Genomic DNA, 16,549 nt, shown 5'->3' on the forward strand with positions numbered 1-16,549 from the left:
GACATAGATGGCGGCGTCCCTCCATTGGGGAGACGCCGCCATCAGGCCGCTTGCAATGATGGAATCAGATCACCGGGCGATGACGGGCTTGTCCGAAGGGATGCCGACAGCACCGCCGCCAAACGGGCCGTTATTTTCGACGCAGACCCGTTCGACACGTTCGTGCAGCAACGGCTGGCCGGGACGGTTGGCCGGTTTCACGTCATAGTGCCAACCATCGGGCGCATCCGCTTCGGTATAGCGCCTGACCGGGATCGTCGCGGTCCAGGGCCGCGAATAGACCGTGGGATCGGTGAAGGTCGCAACATAGTTGAAGCCCTTGCCGCCGGGATCGAAAATGAAGCGTTCGACGACAGTGGCATTCTCGCTCATGAAATCGCCATAACGGCCGAACAAGGGCTTGCCATTATTGTTGGTCACATTGACGACCAGCGTGTTGCCTTCCCAATGCCCCTGCGAATTGCCGTTCCACAGCTTGATGGATGGGTGGAGCGGCGTTCGTGGGCGCAGCGGGATGATGCGTGTGCCGGAATCGAACAGCAGGACGACATAGCCGGGAAACTGCCGTAGCTCGAACCCATGCCACATGAAGGATTTTGGCACCCCGGCCGGCGCGCATCGGGCGAGAGGCTCGATATATCGCGGCTTGTCGGGGTTGGGGAAGTTTTTGGCAAAATCCTCCTGCAAGGCTCTTGCAGCCGGGAGATAGGGGATCTGGCCGTCGGCCGGATCGGTCACGCGACTGGGCGCGCGCTGGTCCCGCGGCAGGCTGGCCGTACTTGACGGTTCGCCGGGCGGCCCAGCTTGGGGGTCGGTGAAGTTGCTGTGGTTGGAGATGGTGTTGGAAAAGAAGCCCTGCACGTCGGGCTGGCCATCGGGCAAGGTCTTGCCCGTCCAGCCGCCCGCCGGGATCACGGGAACGTCCTTTTTCCAGCGGATGCCGCCATTGCCGGGGGCCTGGGCCTGCGCGGGCGCCGGTGTCTGGGCATGGGCGGCGGGCAGCATGGCCGAGCCTGCGGCCAGCAGCGCGCAAAGTGCGATCCTGCGATAGGTCATGGGACGTCCTTGTGGGGATAGGCCTGCTCATAAGGCAGGGTGAAACAATAATCCTCGATCAGCTGGAAATTCTTGTCGCGGCGGCGGTTGAGCAGCACCTCGATCGTCCAGGGACGGGAAAATATCTTGGGGTCCTCAATGGTCGCGCGATAGGCGATCGTGTCCTTGTCCACGAAATTCCAGCGCTCTGTGACATGCAGCGCATCGCTATGATAATTGCCCGCCCGGTCGAGCCAGGTTTCCTCGTTGAAACTGGTCACATCGACGACGAGCGTGTCGCCTTCCCATCGCGCGCGGGAGTCGCCCAGATAATAGCCATCTTCAGTGTCGGCCTGATGCCCTGTGCCATTGGTGAAGATCGTACGCACCTGATGGCCGAACTGATGAACCAGGGTCAGGTCGCCGTCGCGCTGGAATATCTGGAACGGGGCAGGATAATAGACGGCCCGCGGCGTGCCATGGACCCAGCATTTGAGGCGTGGATCGTCTTTCTCACGCGCGGCGAAATTGCGGCGCTTCTGCTCCAGCGCTTCGGGTCGATACGGGATCGTGCCACCTTCCACAACGCCCGGTCCAGGCGGTGCATCGCGACGGCCGGCATGGGGTTCCAGATCATAATCCGCTTCGCTCAGCGTTTGCCAGATACCCGAAAAATCGGGATGCCCGTCGGCGCGGCGCGGTATTTCGGCCGATGTCTGTCCGGTTGCGACCGCGCCGCCCAGTGCCAGGGCGATGAGCCCGGTCGCCACCACCATATGGCGTGCCGCTTTGATGATTGCCAATGCCATGTCAGCGCCTCGCCGGAGTAGTGGGGGCGTCGGGTGCGCTGCCGGTCTGTACCTTGCGGCCATCTGCCAGGGTGATGATCGCTGCATAGCCAAACGGGCCGCCATTTTTGGCGCGATAGCCCGCCACGCGGATGGGGGTGCCGGGACGGACATCATCCTTGCTCAGACCATTGGTGCGCAGCGAACTGGGCGTGCCAAATTCAAAGCCCCAACTGGTCACCGAGCCGTCCTTGTTCTTGACGTCCAGATAGATCCAGCTGTGTGGATTGACGAAGCGCGCCTTGGTGACGACGCCCTGGATCGCCACGGGCTTGGCCGAGTCAAACTCCGCCGCAAAGGCATGGTGCGCCACGCTTTGCGTCGCGGAACCGGCAGCGCCCAGCAGCATAGCCGCGATCAGGATTTTGCGGGAATGAAGATATGTCATGACGCCTCCTCAAAACTGGGTGCGCAGCAGCGCACCGACATATCGGCGCGAACCGATGCCGTCATAGCCAACCGGCGCAGTGTTGCTGAAATCGTTGATGCTGGTCGTATAGCGCGTGTCGAAAACATTTTTCGCGACGACGCTCAGCTCGGTCTTTGCCCCGCCAATATCGCGAATGACGCCGAAGCCGACATCCGTGATGTGATAGGCCTTCTGCCAGCCATATTCGGACAATAGCTGTTCCAGATTATGCCGGGTTCGGTAGGAATTATTGGCGAAGGCGTGAACCGCCACGCCAAGACCGGGTACGTCGCCGACATAGTTGAAGCCGGTAATGATGGTCCAGCGCGGTGCGCCCACGACCTGTTTGCCGCTATTGTCGCACACCGCCACCGTGGTCGGGAAGGAGCGCGGGCAAGTGGCGGTCGACCAGTCGGAATAGGTTGCGTCGTTATAGGCTCCGCCCAGAGTTAGCGTCAGCCCCTGGATCAGCTGAATCGTCGTGTCGAACTCGACGCCGCGCGCCTTGACGCCGGGGATATTGCCCAACCGCGAGCTGAAACCGGTCGATGAGCTGGGATCGGGTTCGCTCGTGACGTTCTGATAGTCGCGCACCTTGGTATAATAGGCATTGATGTTCAGCGAGACGCGATTGTCGAACAGCTGGCCCTTGAAGCCCAGCTCGAAATCGGTCGTTTTTTCCGCCTTCACGTTGCGGCGGGTCCCATTATTCTCGAACGCGACCGCACCCGACTTACCGCCCCCGCTCGCCGAGGCGTAGAGCAATATGTCGTCGGTGACCTTGTAGCTGGGGTTGATCAGCCAGGCGATCGCATCATCCTTGATCGGATCGCCAATCACCGTGGCAAATGGCGCGCCCAGCTGCGCGCTTCGGATGGCATCTGCCGTCGCATTGCCGGTCGACACCGGCGCGGAACCAGCGACCGTGGCGAATTTCCGGTCGATGCTGTTTTTCTTCTGTTCGCGCGTATAGCGTGCGCCGAACGTCAGCGAGAGCTTATCGGTCAGCGCCCAGTCGAACTGGGCGAAGATCGCCTGGCTCGTCGAAACCGGATTCTGAGTGCTGGTGGACAGGATGTTGGCGAGCGACGCCCGCAGCAGCTCCCGGCCTGCTGGCGTGTTGAGCGCGCTATATTGGGCATTTGTTGCATAGAAAGCGCCAGCGTCCGCGCCGTAAAGATTTCGGCTGGTCGATTCCGTTTCGATGCGGAAGAAATACAGCCCGGCCTGATATTCCAGCGACGGCAGCAACGTTCCCGAAGCGCGGAACTCCTGCGACAATTGCTCTGTATCCACCAGCGTGCCGCTACGTGCGATGGCGAAGCGGGTCTGCTCGCTGTCATTCTTGGCGTCGAAATGGAAGGTGCGGTAAGCCGAGATCGACTTCAGCTCGACTGGGCCGACGTCCCAGGTCGCAACCAGCGAGGCACCACGGTTGCGCGTCACCAGTGGTTCCGCCATGTCCATGTCGATCGTGGTGAATGACCCGATGATTGGCGTATATCCGCCGAAATAGTCGCGCGCCAACCGCGTGCTATAGGTCGTGCCGCGGACCGAACCGTCGTTCAGGGTGGCCGGATCGATGATGAACGGCTTGGTGTTGCTATTCTCGTTGGTTTCCGCCGAATCCAGGTTCAGCTTGACCGACAGGCTTTCGCTGGGCGTGAACAGCAATTGCGCCCGGCCGCCCCAGCGGTTGCGTTCATGCCAATACCCACCGCTGGTGTTGACGTTGCGAATGTCACCGCGCTGCTTGTCGACAAAGAAGGATACTCGATAGGCCAGGACATCGTCGACCAGGGCATTGGTGTAGGAACCGCGCGCCTTGAACGAATTGGTCGAGAGGCCACCTTCAACCTCGAACACGCCTTCGGGCGTGAAGGATGGCGGCGTGCTGGTATATTTCAACACGCCCAGCGACGTGTTCTTGCCCAGCAGCGTCCCCTGCGGTCCGCGCAGGATTTCCACCTGTGCCAGATCGGTAAAGTCCTGATAGGTCATGCCGACATGGCCCAGGAATACGTCGTCAACGATCGCGCCGACGGCCGCTTCCATATTGTCGTTGCCGCTTGTGCGACCAATACCGCGTAGCGACACGCCGGTCCGGCGCGCATTGGGGGTTGTGGCGGTCAGGCCAGGCGCGCGCTGTGTCAGATCCGCGATGGTAAAGACACGTTGCTGGGCAATCGTCTCCCCATTGATCACGGAAATCGGAATCGGCACGTCGTTAATATCCTCGGCGCGGTTGCGCGCCGTGACGATGATCGCCCCGCCCGCCGCATCATCGACCGCGACTTCGGCATCGGGAGCCGGGGTTTCGGTCTGGGCGTAGGCCATGGGCGCCGTCGAAAGGAGCAGGCCGATGAAGGCCAGCGACGGCGCACGTACCCCGCCAAAAAGGGGCGCCGCCGGAACGGCAGGGATGGTCAACATGAATGATCTCGCATGTGAATAAGAATGTCGGGCGATTATTTGCCCGGACGATCGACCCCACGGGTCAGGGTGGCGATGCGGTAAACGGAACCGCGACCCACGACATAGAGGTGCGAGCGATCCACGCCGCCAAAGGCCAGGTTCTGCGGCGCTTTTGCCAGCGCGATCGTCCCCAGCGCCGCGCCATCCGGCGCAAAGATCTGCACGCCCACGCTGGTTGCGACATAGACGCGCCCCTCTGCATCGACCGTGATGCCATCCGCGCCGCTGCTCGGACCGTTGGGCGTTTCCTTGAAGCCAGCGAGCTTGGCGAAATCACGCCGATCCGTGACGCTGCCATCGGGGCGCACCGTAAAGGCGATCAAATATTCGCCGGCGGTATTGGCCAGATAGAGCGTCTTTTCGTCGGGGCTGAGCGCTACGCCATTGGGGCGACGGACATCATCGGCAATCGGCGTCACGCGACCACGGGGATCGAGCCGATATACCGCCGTTTTCGCAGGTGGACTGCCCGCTTGTGCCGGGCCGCCCGGATCAGTGAAATAGATGTTGCCACTGCGCGCGGCGGCCAGATCATTGGGCCGGTTGAACGGCTTGCCTGCGTAGCTGCTCGCCAGAACACGGCTTTTGGGCTGGAGGACCGCAATGCCCGATGGCGCGGTCTGGACGGCGAGCAAATCGCCCGCCGCATTGATGGCCAGCGCATTGGCCGATCCGGTTTTCTCCAGATAGGTCGATGCACTGCCGTCCGGCGCGATCCGCACGATCCGGTCGGCACGATTTTCCGTGAACAGGATCGATCCATCCTTCAATACGACCGGACCTTCGGTGCCTTCAAAGCCTTCGCGAACGACATCGACCCGCGTATCGGCAGCCACCACCCCGGCAATGGCTGGCGTCACGATCTTCTGGCCGTAGAGGAAACCGCCCTGCGTCGCGTAATCCTGTACCCCGACGGCGCCTGCGACCTGAAATCCGCTTTGCGCCAGCAGGGCAGCAGCACGCTTGGCGCGCCCGGCATGGTTGGAAATCGTGACGATCTGGCGATCGCGGGGAATGGCAGAACGAAAACGATCCAGCTCAGACGCCTGGATGTTCAGGAATACCGGCAGGCTACCGATTGCGCTGATTTCGTCGGCGCGGCGGACATCGATGAACAAAACCTTGTCGGGCTGGGCCAGCAGAGCATCGACCTGCGCACGGTCCAGCACGGTCACTGGCTTGGCCGCATCTGCCGCTTGCTGCGCAACCGGCTGGGCCAAGGCAATATCGCCGCTGGATGTCAAAACAAAAATAGCGGCCGTCAAAGACAATAGTATCCGTCGTGAATATGTACGACGTACCCGACTTCCATCGATCATTACAAACCCCTATCGAACAAGACATTATGGATGATTTTTGTCTTGTCGTGTTTAGGAGCCGCTAAATAATCAGGGAACAAACCATTCTATCTAAGTTTATCATAAAATGTCATATGACATTCGCGCCGGACTTCACCGGAATCATAAATTCACATCAAAAATCCATGCGGCAATTTAACTAAAGCCGATCCAGCGACCCGCGGCCGCGACAGTTACCCATGTTAGCGTGGATGCAAAGGCCGATAGTTTGAGGGCCAGCTGCGTGTTGGACGTGTCAGCCTGAAGCCCGCGTATCCCCGCGCCCAACGCAGGCACGACCACTACAGCCAGAGCAGCATGATCGAACCAGCCGGCAAGCTGAGTGGGAACCGGCCATATCGGCCCGTCCAGCGCCACGAACCATAGCGTAAGTGCTGCCGTCGAAAATCCCATGACAAGCGGGCGCAGCCGACGCTGAACTGCGGCGGCAAGGAGTCCTGCACCAGCAAGGCCAACCAGCAAGGCGCCGGAATCCAGTCCTTCGGTGGTGGCAAAAAGGAACAGGGACCCCAGCCACAGCAATATTGCGAACGCCAGCAGGCCTTGCTCGGATATTCTGGTTCGACCATTGCGCACCTGCTGCGCGAGGACGTGGCTCAACGCGATCGCAGCAAGCAACGCGAGAATCTTGATGAAGAACGCCCCGCTTGGCAGCAAGGTTCGCGCGACAGTCACGCCCATTGCCAGTCCGGTCAACAGGCTTCCGGCGACGCCGACGCGATAATAAGGGCGGACCACACGTTCGACTTCCCTGACCGACATGTCAGGCAAGATGAGGCCAAGAACGCGCAGATTGAGGCCGAACACCGCGCCACCCAGAATGGCGAGGAACAGCAGATGCCCTGTCTCGACAACGGCAAAAATCCACGCCGTCTCATTGACATGCTGGATGAAGGGCGTCCTGGCCAGAGCATCTATAGAGGGCTCCAGCGAAGGCAGGATCTGGTTGAAATTGATGCTCATGGCACAAGCTCCGGTTCGATTGCGGCCAGCGTGACGGCACGATCGGAACATTGCGCCGCCGCCGCGACGAAGCCCTTGGCCGTGTCGCAGGAGAGCCAGTCATAGGCGGCGAAGCGACCCGCGACGATGACGCCGATCCACAATGTCAGCGACAGAGCCGCTGCCCGCCGTGCCGCTGCGGGCGGCGTCCCCTGATGGTCCCACGCATCCCGGTCGGACTGTACCCGATAGTGAAATATGAAGATATTGATCGCCGCCGCGACCAGAAACACAAGCTTCAGGCGGAAAACGACATTATGATAATATTCCAGTGGGTTGGCAAAGAAGAGCGCACTGCCGGTTATGATCATGACAATGAAGCCGACCACGGTATAGGGCAGGATCGTATCGGTCATCTTCGACACTGGCGTGCTTCGGAACGCCACCCCCAGCAGACGAAGATCGACGAGCAATATCGACCCCGCGAACAGCATCAACGTCAGAACATGCGTGCCTTCCAGCAGCATCCACAGGCGTTCAGAGCCCTGCAACTGGGCGCTCCAGGACGTGTCGGCCACGACATGGCCAGCGGCATCATAGGCCGCGCCCAGCTTGTATTGCAGATAGGCCAGCCAGTCCGAGACCATGTCATTACCTACTTCAATGAACCGATATGAAGGCGACGCGGAGATATTGTCCTGCGAGCCGGAAAAACGATCATCGATGGCTATGACTTGCTCCCCAGAAACAAAACCAAGTTTTGCGCATATCGATATGAGGCCTATTGCTAACGGGTCCTCGCAAGGACCGGTGTCACCTCGCGGAGTACGCCGCACGCATCGAATCCCAGAAATGAGTCAGCATCAATCCTCATGACTAGATGTCCCAGCCCTGCCCGCGCACGCCACCTGTCATCCCGCGCAGCGCCCGAACCATTCTGGCGTCGATCGGCTTCGACAAGGGAGATGGCGGCGCTGCTCCTGCTCCCGACAAATATCGCATGTCGAAGCCTTCGATTGATTTTTCGTAACTCATGATACATTTCGAAGGTAGGAGGGCTTTGAAAATGGACATTATTTCCGCCGACCAGATCACGGTCGTTGGAGAGGTTACCCAGCGATTGCGGCAGAAGATCATCGACTGCTCCCTCGCGCCCGGGCAGAAACTGCGCTTCGAGCAGTTGCGTGCCGAATATGGTGTTTCCTACGGCACATTGCGCGAGGCGTTCAGCATTTTGGCATCGGAAAGCCTGGTAACCTCCGAATCCCAACGCGGGTTTCGGGTCGCCCCGGTATCCGCATCGAACCTGATAGATATCACCAATGTTCGCGTTTTGGTCGAATGTGAAGCGCTGCGCCTATCGGTCGAACGGGGCGATGACGAATGGGAAGATCGCTTGCTGATCGCGCATCGCCGTATGGAAAGGGTCGAACACCGGCATGGGGAAAGCTATACCGGAAGCGTGGAGTGGATAGCCGCGCACGGCGCCTTTCACGAGGCTCTGCTTCAGGCTTGCGCTTCGCCCACATTGCTGGCGATCCAGGCCAATCTCTTTGGTCTTTCACACCGCTATCGGCGGCTGTCGGCCCTGGCTCGCCAATCCCCTTCCAAAGGAACGCCCGTCAGGCGCAACAATGAACATATGGAGATATTGGAAGCCGCAAGCCGACGCGATGCCGATGCCGCCTGCACGATACTGGCCCGTCACATCCGGCGCACATCCGACGACGTTCTCAGTGGTATGCGGGACGAATGGCCAGAAGGCATGTAGTTTCGGCGTTTTATAATAATTTCGTTGACCGATAATAATTTCGAAATTAATGAGCTTTCCGAACCAATCTTCGGAGAGAAGCATGAAATTCGTCTCATTCATCCGCGAAAATAACGCCGGTTTCGGAATCGTGGCGGACAGCGCCGTGATAGATTTGACCAGCCGGATGCCGGGCGTGCCCAGCCTCAAGGCTTTGCTCGAGCAGGATGGACTGGCCGACGCCGCAGCATTTGCCAGCGAGGTTCCCGACTTCCCGTTGAAAGACGTCAAGCTTGCTCCGCCGATCGTTGATCCCGCCCACATCTGGTGCCTTGCGATCAATTATCAGGACCATATCGATGAGGTTAAGACGATCGGCATCCATCGTGATCGTCCTGAAAAGCCGGCGCTTTTCATGCGATACGCCGATACGTTGATCGGTGCTGGCGAGCCGATCATCAAGCCGGCCGTTTCGGATGCCCTGGACTATGAAGGCGAACTCGCCGTCGTGATCGGTCGCGGCGGACACAATATCGATGTCGATCAGGCTTTGGATCATGTGGCCGGCTACACTTGCTTCAACGATGTCAGCGTTCGCGACTGGCAGTTCCACACGCGCCAGATTGCCCCTGGCAAGAATTTCCTTGCGACTGGGGCGCTTGGCCCATGGATGGTAACCGTAGATGAAATTGCCGATCCGCACGCCCTGTCGGTTCGTACTTCGGTGAACGGCGATTTCCTTCAGGACGGCAATACGCGAGACATGATCTTTTCCATTCCGGAATTCATCGCCTATGTCTCTGCCATCTTACCGCTCAAGGCGGGTGACATCCTTGCGACCGGAACGCCTGCCGGCGTAGGTTTCTCGCGCAAGCCACCGGTCTACCTCAAGGCAGGCGACAATTGCGACGTGGTGGTGGAAGGGATCGGCACCCTGTCAAATCCCGTCATCGCGGCCTGAGGAGGACGTACATGTCTCTGGTAGATGTACGAAAGACGCGTATCTCGGTCGATGAGATTTGGCGCGAGCGCGGCGACCGGCACGAAAAGCCGCTTCTCGTTGGCGCAGCACTCGCCGTCGTCGCCAATCCCTATGCTGGTCGTTACGAGCCCGACGTCATGCCTTTCATGGCTGAATTGAGGTTTCTTGGCAGCGACCTTTCAGGACGGCTGATCGCCGCGCTGGGTGGCGCCGACGCGGTCGAAGCCTATGGCAAGGCGGCTATCGTGGGCGAAGATGGTGAACTTGAGCATGGCGCACTCTGGCACGAGGCGGGAGGTTGGGCCCTGCGTGCGGCGCTCGGCGATCGAAAAGCTATTGTGCCGGCGGCAAAGACGATCGCCGGGATCGGAACGCGGCTGATGGTTCCGCTTGGTCATAGCCGGGCCGCCTATGTTCGGAGCCATTTCAATACGGCAGAAATCGCCATTTGGGATGGCCCACGGCGCGACGAGATCGTTTTCGGCCTCGTCGCTGCCACCGGTGGCCGTATCGATGCACGTTGTGGCGGTCTCGCATCGGATGCGATCTTGGGCGAGGATGGACAGCGCTAGAACGCGCTGCGCTGAATCTGACGCAAGCCGCGCGCTCCAAGCTTTTGTTGTCGCATAGTTTCAAAACCCGAGTTGGAGGCACGTGATTCCGGCTCGCCCATTTGTGCGCAAGATGCCCTGACGGCTCGCGGCACAGGCGCGTGGATCGCCGGATGAGCGCGGCAACACAGCCTCAATCCAGACATGCGGACAAGTTGCGAGGAAATTTTCGGCCCGTCGGCCAGCATATTGCGGGTCCCCGACTATGAGTCGGCGCTTGCGCTTGCCAATGCGGCTCCTCTCGGCCTTTCCGCAGGAGTCGTGACCCGGTCCCTTGCCCATGTGCGTGACGCACGAGCCAGCATGTTATGGCAAATCTGCCCATGGCGGGCGTGGATTATCATCTTCCATTCGGCGGGACGAAAGCATCAAGTTACGGACCGCGCGAACAGGGCTTCGCGGCGGTCGAATTCTACACTACGCAGAAAACGCTCTACGTCGCATAAATCCAGCGGAGCGTGAAAGGCAAGGGATGCGCCATGGCCACAATGCTCGACATGCGGAAACTGCGCTATTTCGTCGCAATCTGTGAACAGGGTGGATTTTCACGAGCGGCATCCGTCCTTAACGTCGCGCAATCGGCGCTCAGCCGACATGTGACAATGTTGGAGGACGATCTGGGCGTCGTCCTTCTGGTGCGAGGCGCGCGAGGAGTCGCACCGACCGAAGCGGGTGAACGCCTGTTAGCATCGGCGCAAGGCGTGCTCCAGTCGCTCGAACAGGCTGAATATGACGTCCGGGCCCTTGCCCGATCGCCCGCCGGGCCAGCCATGGTGGGCCTGCCCTATAGCGTCATCGAAGCGATCGGCGTGCCGTTCATTACCGCGGTCCGGCAGAAACTGGATTCGGTCAAGCTGCGCGTGATGGAGGCTCATAGCGAATATCTCAATCGCCTGGTTAGGCTCGGCGAACTGGATATGGTCCTGTCTTTCGTCCCGATCGAGGATGAATCGGTCGAGACGATCGAGCTTTTGGAAGAAGAACTGGTCTGCCTCGGTTCACCCTCGCTTCTTGGCACCGAAGCTGTCCCGATCAGCATGGCCGAATTTTTCGCGCTTCCGGTCATCGCGCCGGGGCGACAGGTCGTCATGAAGGCGATGGTCGGCTCCCCCGAAGCACGCGCAGCCATCGGAGCGCATGTCGATGTCGAAATAGAGGCGTCGGCAACATTGAAGCGGATGATGATTGCCGGAATGGGCTGCTGCATTCATTCGACCGCCTTCGCATGGGAAGAAATCGCCGATGGCCGCCTGGTTGCGCGCCCGATCGCCGATGCACAAATTCGGCGATCCCTTCACATGAATGCGGGCCGTATTCGCTTGGGTTCGCGCGCCGTGGTCGAAACGCGCCGCCTGCTTCTTCAGGAGTTGCGCCATGCTCGCAATAGCGGGCGCTGGGCCTATGTCGAAACGCCATCTCTTTTTGAGATGCTTAGCCCCTAAACTCTGAATTTCTCTGATGACCCGGCCTGTGCTGAATGCCCCTTCAACAGGGTGACGGCGTGGCGCATGTCTTGCGGCGCGCTGCGATAGGCAGGGCGATGGCACGGGAAAAGATCAATATCACGGAAGTCGGTCTGCGCGACGGGTTGCAGATGCTGGACTATGTCGTACCGACCGAAGCGAAACTCGCCTGGCTTGATGCCGAACGGAGAGCGGGTGTAATCCGGTTCGAGGTAGGATCCTTCGTGCCGGCAAAGATCCTGCCCCAAATGGCCGACACACCTGCGCTTCTGGCAAAGGCGCGCATCCTTGGCGTTCACAGCGCAGCCCTGGTTCCCAATCTGAAGGGCGCCGAGGCCGCCTTTGCTGCTGGCGCCGATGCCGTCCTCATTCCTGCATCGGCAAGCGCCGCGCATAGTGCCGCCAATGTTCGGCGCACCCGCGAACAGATGATCGATACGGTCGCGGATATTCGCGCGCTACGCGACCGGCTTGGCGTATCGACCCGGCTGGAAGTCGGCATTTCGACGGCTTTTGGTTGCACGCTCCAGGGGGAGGTGACCGAGGAGGATGTGGTGTGGCTGGCGGCGGCGGCAGTAGCGGCCGGTGCTGATGCGGTCGCGTTGGCCGATACGGTGGGCTACGCAAATCCGGCGCTGGTCCGTCGCCGCCTGGGCGCAGTTCGCGACGCCATAGGGACCAGGCTGGAGGGCGCGCATTTCCATGACACGCGCGGGCTTGGCCTCGCCAATGTCGTGGCCGCTCTCGATGTCGGCATCCGGTCCTTCGATGCATCGCTGGGCGGCCTTGGCGGCTGTCCCTTTGCGCCCGGCGCCAGCGGAAATATCGCAACAGAGGATCTTGTCTTTATGCTCGAATCTATGGGATTTGACACGGGTATCAACGTCGAAGGCCTGTTCGAGGCGCAACGTCTCCTGGCTTCGCTGCTGCCCACGGAAACGCTCCACGGCAAGATCGTGTCGGCAGGCCTTCCGCGCACATTCGTTCGCCAGGTGGTTGCATGACGAACAGCGCTGGGCCAGAGGCAGGCAAGCTTCCTCTCGCCGGAATTCGCGTCGTCGAATTCTCTCACATGATCATGGGGCCGGCTTGCGGCATGATGCTCGCCGATCTGGGCGCCGATGTCGTGAAGGTCGAGCCGGTATCGGGAGACAATACCCGGTCCCTGCCTGGACTGGCAGCCGGTTTTTTTCGGACATTCAACCGCAACAAACGGAGCCTCGCCGTCGATCTCGACCGACCAGAGGGCCTCGCGCTGGTCAAGACACTTGTTGCCGACGCCGATATCGTAATCGAAAATTTCCGGCCCGGTCGGATGCAGCGCTACGGACTCGATTATGCGTCGCTGAGCATCGAGAATGCACGGTTAATCTATTTGTCGATGAAGGGGTTTCTTCCCGGCCCGTATGAGGCGCGGGTCGCGCTTGACGAGGTCGTGCAGATGATGGGCGGCCTTGCCTATATGACGGGGCCTGCCGGACGCCCGCTGCGCGCGGGGAGTTCAGTCAATGACATCATGGGCGGCATATTCGGCGCCCTGGGCATCCTTGCCGCGTTGCGGACACGCGATGCGACGGGCCACGGGCAAGAAATCCAGTCGGGACTATTTGAGAATTGCGCGCTGCTTTCGGCGCAACATATGCAGCAATTCGACATCACTGGCGAAATCCCCCCTCCCATGCCCGATCGCACCGGAGGTTGGGCCGTGTATGACATCTTCGACGTTGCCGATGGGGAGCAACTGTTCCTGGCGGTCGTCAGCGATAGCCAGTGGCGGATATTCTGTCGAGAATTTGGGCTCGACGACCTTGCCAACGACGAGCGGCTTACCACCAACACGCTCCGCACCGAGGCGCGATCCTGGCTCATTCCCTACCTGCGCGACATCTTCATTCACTATGACAAGGCGGACTTGGCCGCCAAATTCGCCGAGTACGGGCTGCCGTTCGCGCCGATCAACAGGCCTGACCAACTCCTTGACGATCCGCACCTTATCGAAAGCGGCGGCCTTGTCGAAATGCGGACCGAAACCGGCGGGACGACCCGCATCCCGTTGCTGCCCCTGACCTTTGACGGCGCGCATCTTGGCGTGCGCACCGGCATTCCGGCAATAGGAGAACATGGACCAGAGATTCTTGCCGGAATAGGTTATTCCAAAGATGCTCAGCTCAGTCTCGCCGACGCAGGGATCGTGGCGTTCGGACAGGTGGGAAGGAATGAGGAATGAGCAGCGAGACAACGGGCGCGACGTCGATTGACGCCCGGATTGACAGATTGCCAGCAGCCCGCGCGCTGTGGGTAAAGGTCATACTCGTCTCGCTGGGCGGATGGTTCGAAATATATGATCTCTTCTTCACCGCCTATATTTCCCCCGGCCTCATACGCAGCGGTATTCTGAGCGCCAATCCCATTGGCTTTTTTGCTGCGGACGGAATGGGAGCGTTCGTCGCCGCGACATTCGGTGGCGTCTTTGTCGGCACCTTCTTTTTAGGCTTTCTGTCCGATCGCTACGGACGCAAAAAAATCTTCGTCTATTCGCTTCTCTGGTATTCACTGGCGACGGCCGCCATGGTTTTCCAATTTGATGCGACGGGATTGATCCTGTGGCGCTTCATCGCGGGCATAGGCGTCGGCGTCCAGGTCGTATCGATGGACAGCTATATCGCAGAAATCGTCCCCGCCCATATGCGCGGAAGGGCGTTCGCACTCAACCATGTAGTCATGTTCACAGCGGTTCCTGTTGTGGCGCTGGCGGCTTGGCTTCTTGTCCCCATTGCGCCCTTCGGCATCGACGGCTGGCGATGGGTGGTGCTTTGCGGCGCGTCCGGCGCTTCGCTCATACTCGTGTTTCAGAAATTTCTACCCGAATCGCCCAGATGGCTGGCAACGCAACAGCGCACCGTCGAAGCAGATCGCATCGTTTCCCGCATTGAGCAGGCCATTGCCAAGGCAATGGGGACATCCCTCCCCGCCCCCACGCGCGCCAACATCTCGAACGCAGTAAAACCGGTCGATCGGGCCGGACTTCATGAACTGCTGCGCCCGCCTGTCCGAAGAATATTCATCACGCTGGTGCTTTTCAGCATGTTGCAGAATTTCGGCTATTACGGCTTTGCACACTGGGTTCCCATGCTGCTTGTCGCCAAAGGCATCCTGGTCACCAAAAGCTTGCTCTATTCGTTCGTGATCGCCTTTGCCTACCCCATCGGCCCGCTGGTCGCGATGACCTTCGCCGACCATATCGAACGGAAATGGGTCATCATCGCCTGTGCCTTTTGCATATGCGTGGTCGGCATCGGATTCTATCATTTCACGGCGCCCGCGCTGCTGATTGCTTGCGGCGTCGCGATGACGACCGTGAACACGATCCTCGCTTACTCCTATCATGCTTATCAGGTGGAAGTGTTCCCAACCCGAATACGCGCGCGTGCCGCGGGCCTCTCTTATTCTGCAAGCCGGCTGTCGGGCATGTTTTCCGGCTTCATCATCGCATGGATGCTAGGCGCACATGGCGTCGGTGGCGTATTTCTGTTGATCTCAATCGCAATGTTCATCGTCATGATCATCATCGCACTGTTCGGCCCGCGCACGAGAGCAGCGCCGATCAAGCCTGTAGAGGAGCATTTATAATGCACGTGATCGTCGTAGGAGCCGGCGCGATCGGCGGCTGGATGGCAGTCCGCCTCGCCCGCGCAGGTGTGGATGTTTCCGTCCTGGCAAGAGGCGCCACGTTGGCAGCGATCCGGGGTCGCGGATTGTTGCTGACGGAAGGCGGGGAAACCGTATCGGCCCGCATCGCGGCGAGCGACAATATGGGGGATCTTCGCCCGGCCGACCTTGTGATCGTCGCTGTAAAGGGACCCGCCATTTTGTCAGTGGCGCAGGCGGTACAGGCGGCGATCGGGAAAGAAACCGCTATTCTGTCGGCAATGAACGGTATTCCCTGGTGGTTCGGGCGCGGTCTTACCGGTCCGCTCGAAGGCATGCGGCTGGCGTCGGTGGACCCGACAGGCGAGTTGGCCGCAGCCATCCCCGCAGACCGCGTGATCGGAAGCGTGGTTCATGCCTCATGCGGCCTGGCCGAACCTGGCCATGTCGAACACCGCAACGGCAATGGGATCATCCTAGGTGAGCCGGGCGGCGGCTCATCCCCTCGTCTCGACGCATGCTTCAATGCCTTTACCGTCGGCGGGTTCGATGTGAAACGCGCGGCGCTGATCCAGCAGGATATGTGGTACAAATTATGGGGCAACCAGACCATCAATCCGATTTCGGCGCTGACCGGAGCGACCAGCGATCTCATTCTCGATGATCATCTGGTCGCCGGTTATGCACTGCGTATCATGGCGGAAGCGGCCTCGATCGGCGCGGAGATCGGCTGCCAGATCCACGAGACTGGCGAGGATCGCAATGCGGTCACGCGCAAACTGGGCGCATTCAGAACCTCGATGCTTCAGGATGTGACTGCCGGGCGGCCGCTCGAAATCGACGCCTTGCTTTCCGCTCCTCGCGAAATCGCATCCCTTGTGGGTGTTGCAACGCCTTATATGGATTCATTGCATGGCCTGACCCGATTGTTCGCTGCGGTGCGCGGATTGAACCCGGGATTGGGTGATCGATGACGGCAATCGCTAAGTCGCTGGAGTCGATCCTGGGGAGCCGTGTGATTAGCGATC

16 protein-coding genes and 1 pseudogene are annotated in these 16,549 nt (G+C 60.1%); 10 read left to right on the top strand and 7 right to left on the bottom strand.

Annotated elements, in window-relative coordinates; genetic code table 11:
* Positions 1–69: 69 nt before the first annotated feature.
* The 7 genes from ACODR8_RS08370 to ACODR8_RS08400 form a co-directional block, all read right to left on the bottom strand.
* Positions 70–1,056 carry a hypothetical protein gene (locus ACODR8_RS08370; protein WP_489006819.1) on the bottom strand — a complete coding sequence of 329 codons (987 nt, stop codon included), beginning with the start codon at positions 1,054–1,056 and terminating at the stop codon, positions 70–72.
* Complete coding sequence (locus tag ACODR8_RS08375) at positions 1,053–1,844, bottom strand: hypothetical protein (protein ID WP_489006820.1); 792 nt, start codon at positions 1,842–1,844, stop codon at positions 1,053–1,055. Before ACODR8_RS08375 ends, ACODR8_RS08370 begins: the two co-directional genes overlap by 4 nt.
* Before the next feature lies 1 nt (position 1,845).
* Positions 1,846–2,271 carry a DUF6152 family protein gene (locus ACODR8_RS08380; protein WP_489006821.1) on the bottom strand — a complete coding sequence of 142 codons (426 nt, stop codon included), beginning with the start codon at positions 2,269–2,271 and terminating at the stop codon, positions 1,846–1,848.
* 9 nt (positions 2,272–2,280) lie between these two features.
* Positions 2,281–4,629 carry a TonB-dependent receptor gene (locus ACODR8_RS08385; RefSeq protein ID WP_489006822.1) on the bottom strand — a complete coding sequence of 783 codons (2,349 nt, stop codon included), beginning with the start codon at positions 4,627–4,629 and terminating at the stop codon, positions 2,281–2,283.
* 131 nt (positions 4,630–4,760) lie between these two features.
* The gene (locus tag ACODR8_RS08390) at positions 4,761–5,987 is read right to left on the bottom strand and encodes an SMP-30/gluconolactonase/LRE family protein (protein WP_489006823.1); all 1,227 of its coding nucleotides are present in this window, start codon (positions 5,985–5,987) and stop codon (positions 4,761–4,763) included.
* A 273-nt stretch (positions 5,988–6,260) separates the two neighbouring features.
* Positions 6,261–7,088, bottom strand: a complete 828-nt coding sequence (locus ACODR8_RS08395; RefSeq protein WP_489006824.1) for a DUF6644 family protein — start codon at positions 7,086–7,088, stop codon at positions 6,261–6,263.
* Positions 7,085–7,714: a DUF6644 family protein gene (locus ACODR8_RS08400; protein WP_489006825.1), complete on the bottom strand. Its 630-nt coding sequence runs from the start codon at positions 7,712–7,714 to the stop codon at positions 7,085–7,087. Before ACODR8_RS08400 ends, ACODR8_RS08395 begins: the two co-directional genes overlap by 4 nt.
* Before the next feature lie 419 nt (positions 7,715–8,133).
* Here ACODR8_RS08400 and ACODR8_RS08405 point away from each other — a divergent pair, with 419 nt between their 5' ends.
* The 10 genes and pseudogenes from ACODR8_RS08405 (at position 8,134) to ACODR8_RS08450 (ending at position 16,495) form a co-directional block, all read left to right on the top strand.
* A complete protein-coding gene (locus ACODR8_RS08405; RefSeq protein ID WP_489006826.1) occupies positions 8,134–8,838 on the top strand; it encodes a GntR family transcriptional regulator in 705 nt (234 codons plus the stop codon).
* 82 nt (positions 8,839–8,920) lie between these two features.
* Complete coding sequence (locus ACODR8_RS08410; protein WP_489006827.1) at positions 8,921–9,778, top strand: fumarylacetoacetate hydrolase family protein; 858 nt, start codon at positions 8,921–8,923, stop codon at positions 9,776–9,778.
* Between the two features lie 11 nt (positions 9,779–9,789).
* Positions 9,790–10,371 carry an amino acid synthesis family protein gene (locus ACODR8_RS08415; RefSeq protein ID WP_489006828.1) on the top strand — a complete coding sequence of 194 codons (582 nt, stop codon included), beginning with the start codon at positions 9,790–9,792 and terminating at the stop codon, positions 10,369–10,371.
* A 183-nt stretch (positions 10,372–10,554) separates the two neighbouring features.
* A pseudogene (locus ACODR8_RS08420) lies at positions 10,555–10,650 on the top strand (hypothetical protein); the annotation flags it as partial.
* Positions 10,651–10,718: 68 nt separating this feature from the next.
* Positions 10,719–10,856, top strand: a complete 138-nt coding sequence (locus tag ACODR8_RS08425; protein ID WP_489006829.1) for an aldehyde dehydrogenase family protein — start codon at positions 10,719–10,721, stop codon at positions 10,854–10,856.
* Between the two features lie 33 nt (positions 10,857–10,889).
* Positions 10,890–11,852, top strand: a complete 963-nt coding sequence (locus tag ACODR8_RS08430; RefSeq protein WP_489006830.1) for a LysR family transcriptional regulator — start codon at positions 10,890–10,892, stop codon at positions 11,850–11,852.
* Between the two features lie 98 nt (positions 11,853–11,950).
* Positions 11,951–12,877, top strand: a complete 927-nt coding sequence (locus ACODR8_RS08435) for a hydroxymethylglutaryl-CoA lyase (RefSeq protein WP_489006831.1) — start codon at positions 11,951–11,953, stop codon at positions 12,875–12,877.
* Positions 12,874–14,100, top strand: a complete 1,227-nt coding sequence (locus tag ACODR8_RS08440; RefSeq protein ID WP_489006832.1) for a CaiB/BaiF CoA transferase family protein — start codon at positions 12,874–12,876, stop codon at positions 14,098–14,100. The genes ACODR8_RS08435 and ACODR8_RS08440 overlap by 4 nt, the downstream gene beginning before the upstream one ends.
* Entirely contained in the window at positions 14,097–15,503 is a 1,407-nt protein-coding gene (locus ACODR8_RS08445) for an MFS transporter (protein ID WP_489006833.1), read from the top strand. The genes ACODR8_RS08440 and ACODR8_RS08445 overlap by 4 nt, the downstream gene beginning before the upstream one ends.
* Complete coding sequence (locus ACODR8_RS08450) at positions 15,503–16,495, top strand: 2-dehydropantoate 2-reductase (protein WP_489006834.1); 993 nt, start codon at positions 15,503–15,505, stop codon at positions 16,493–16,495. The genes ACODR8_RS08445 and ACODR8_RS08450 overlap by 1 nt, the downstream gene beginning before the upstream one ends.
* The last annotated feature ends 54 nt before the right edge of the window (positions 16,496–16,549 follow it).

Source organism: Sphingobium sp. FG58, from assembly GCF_057809055.1.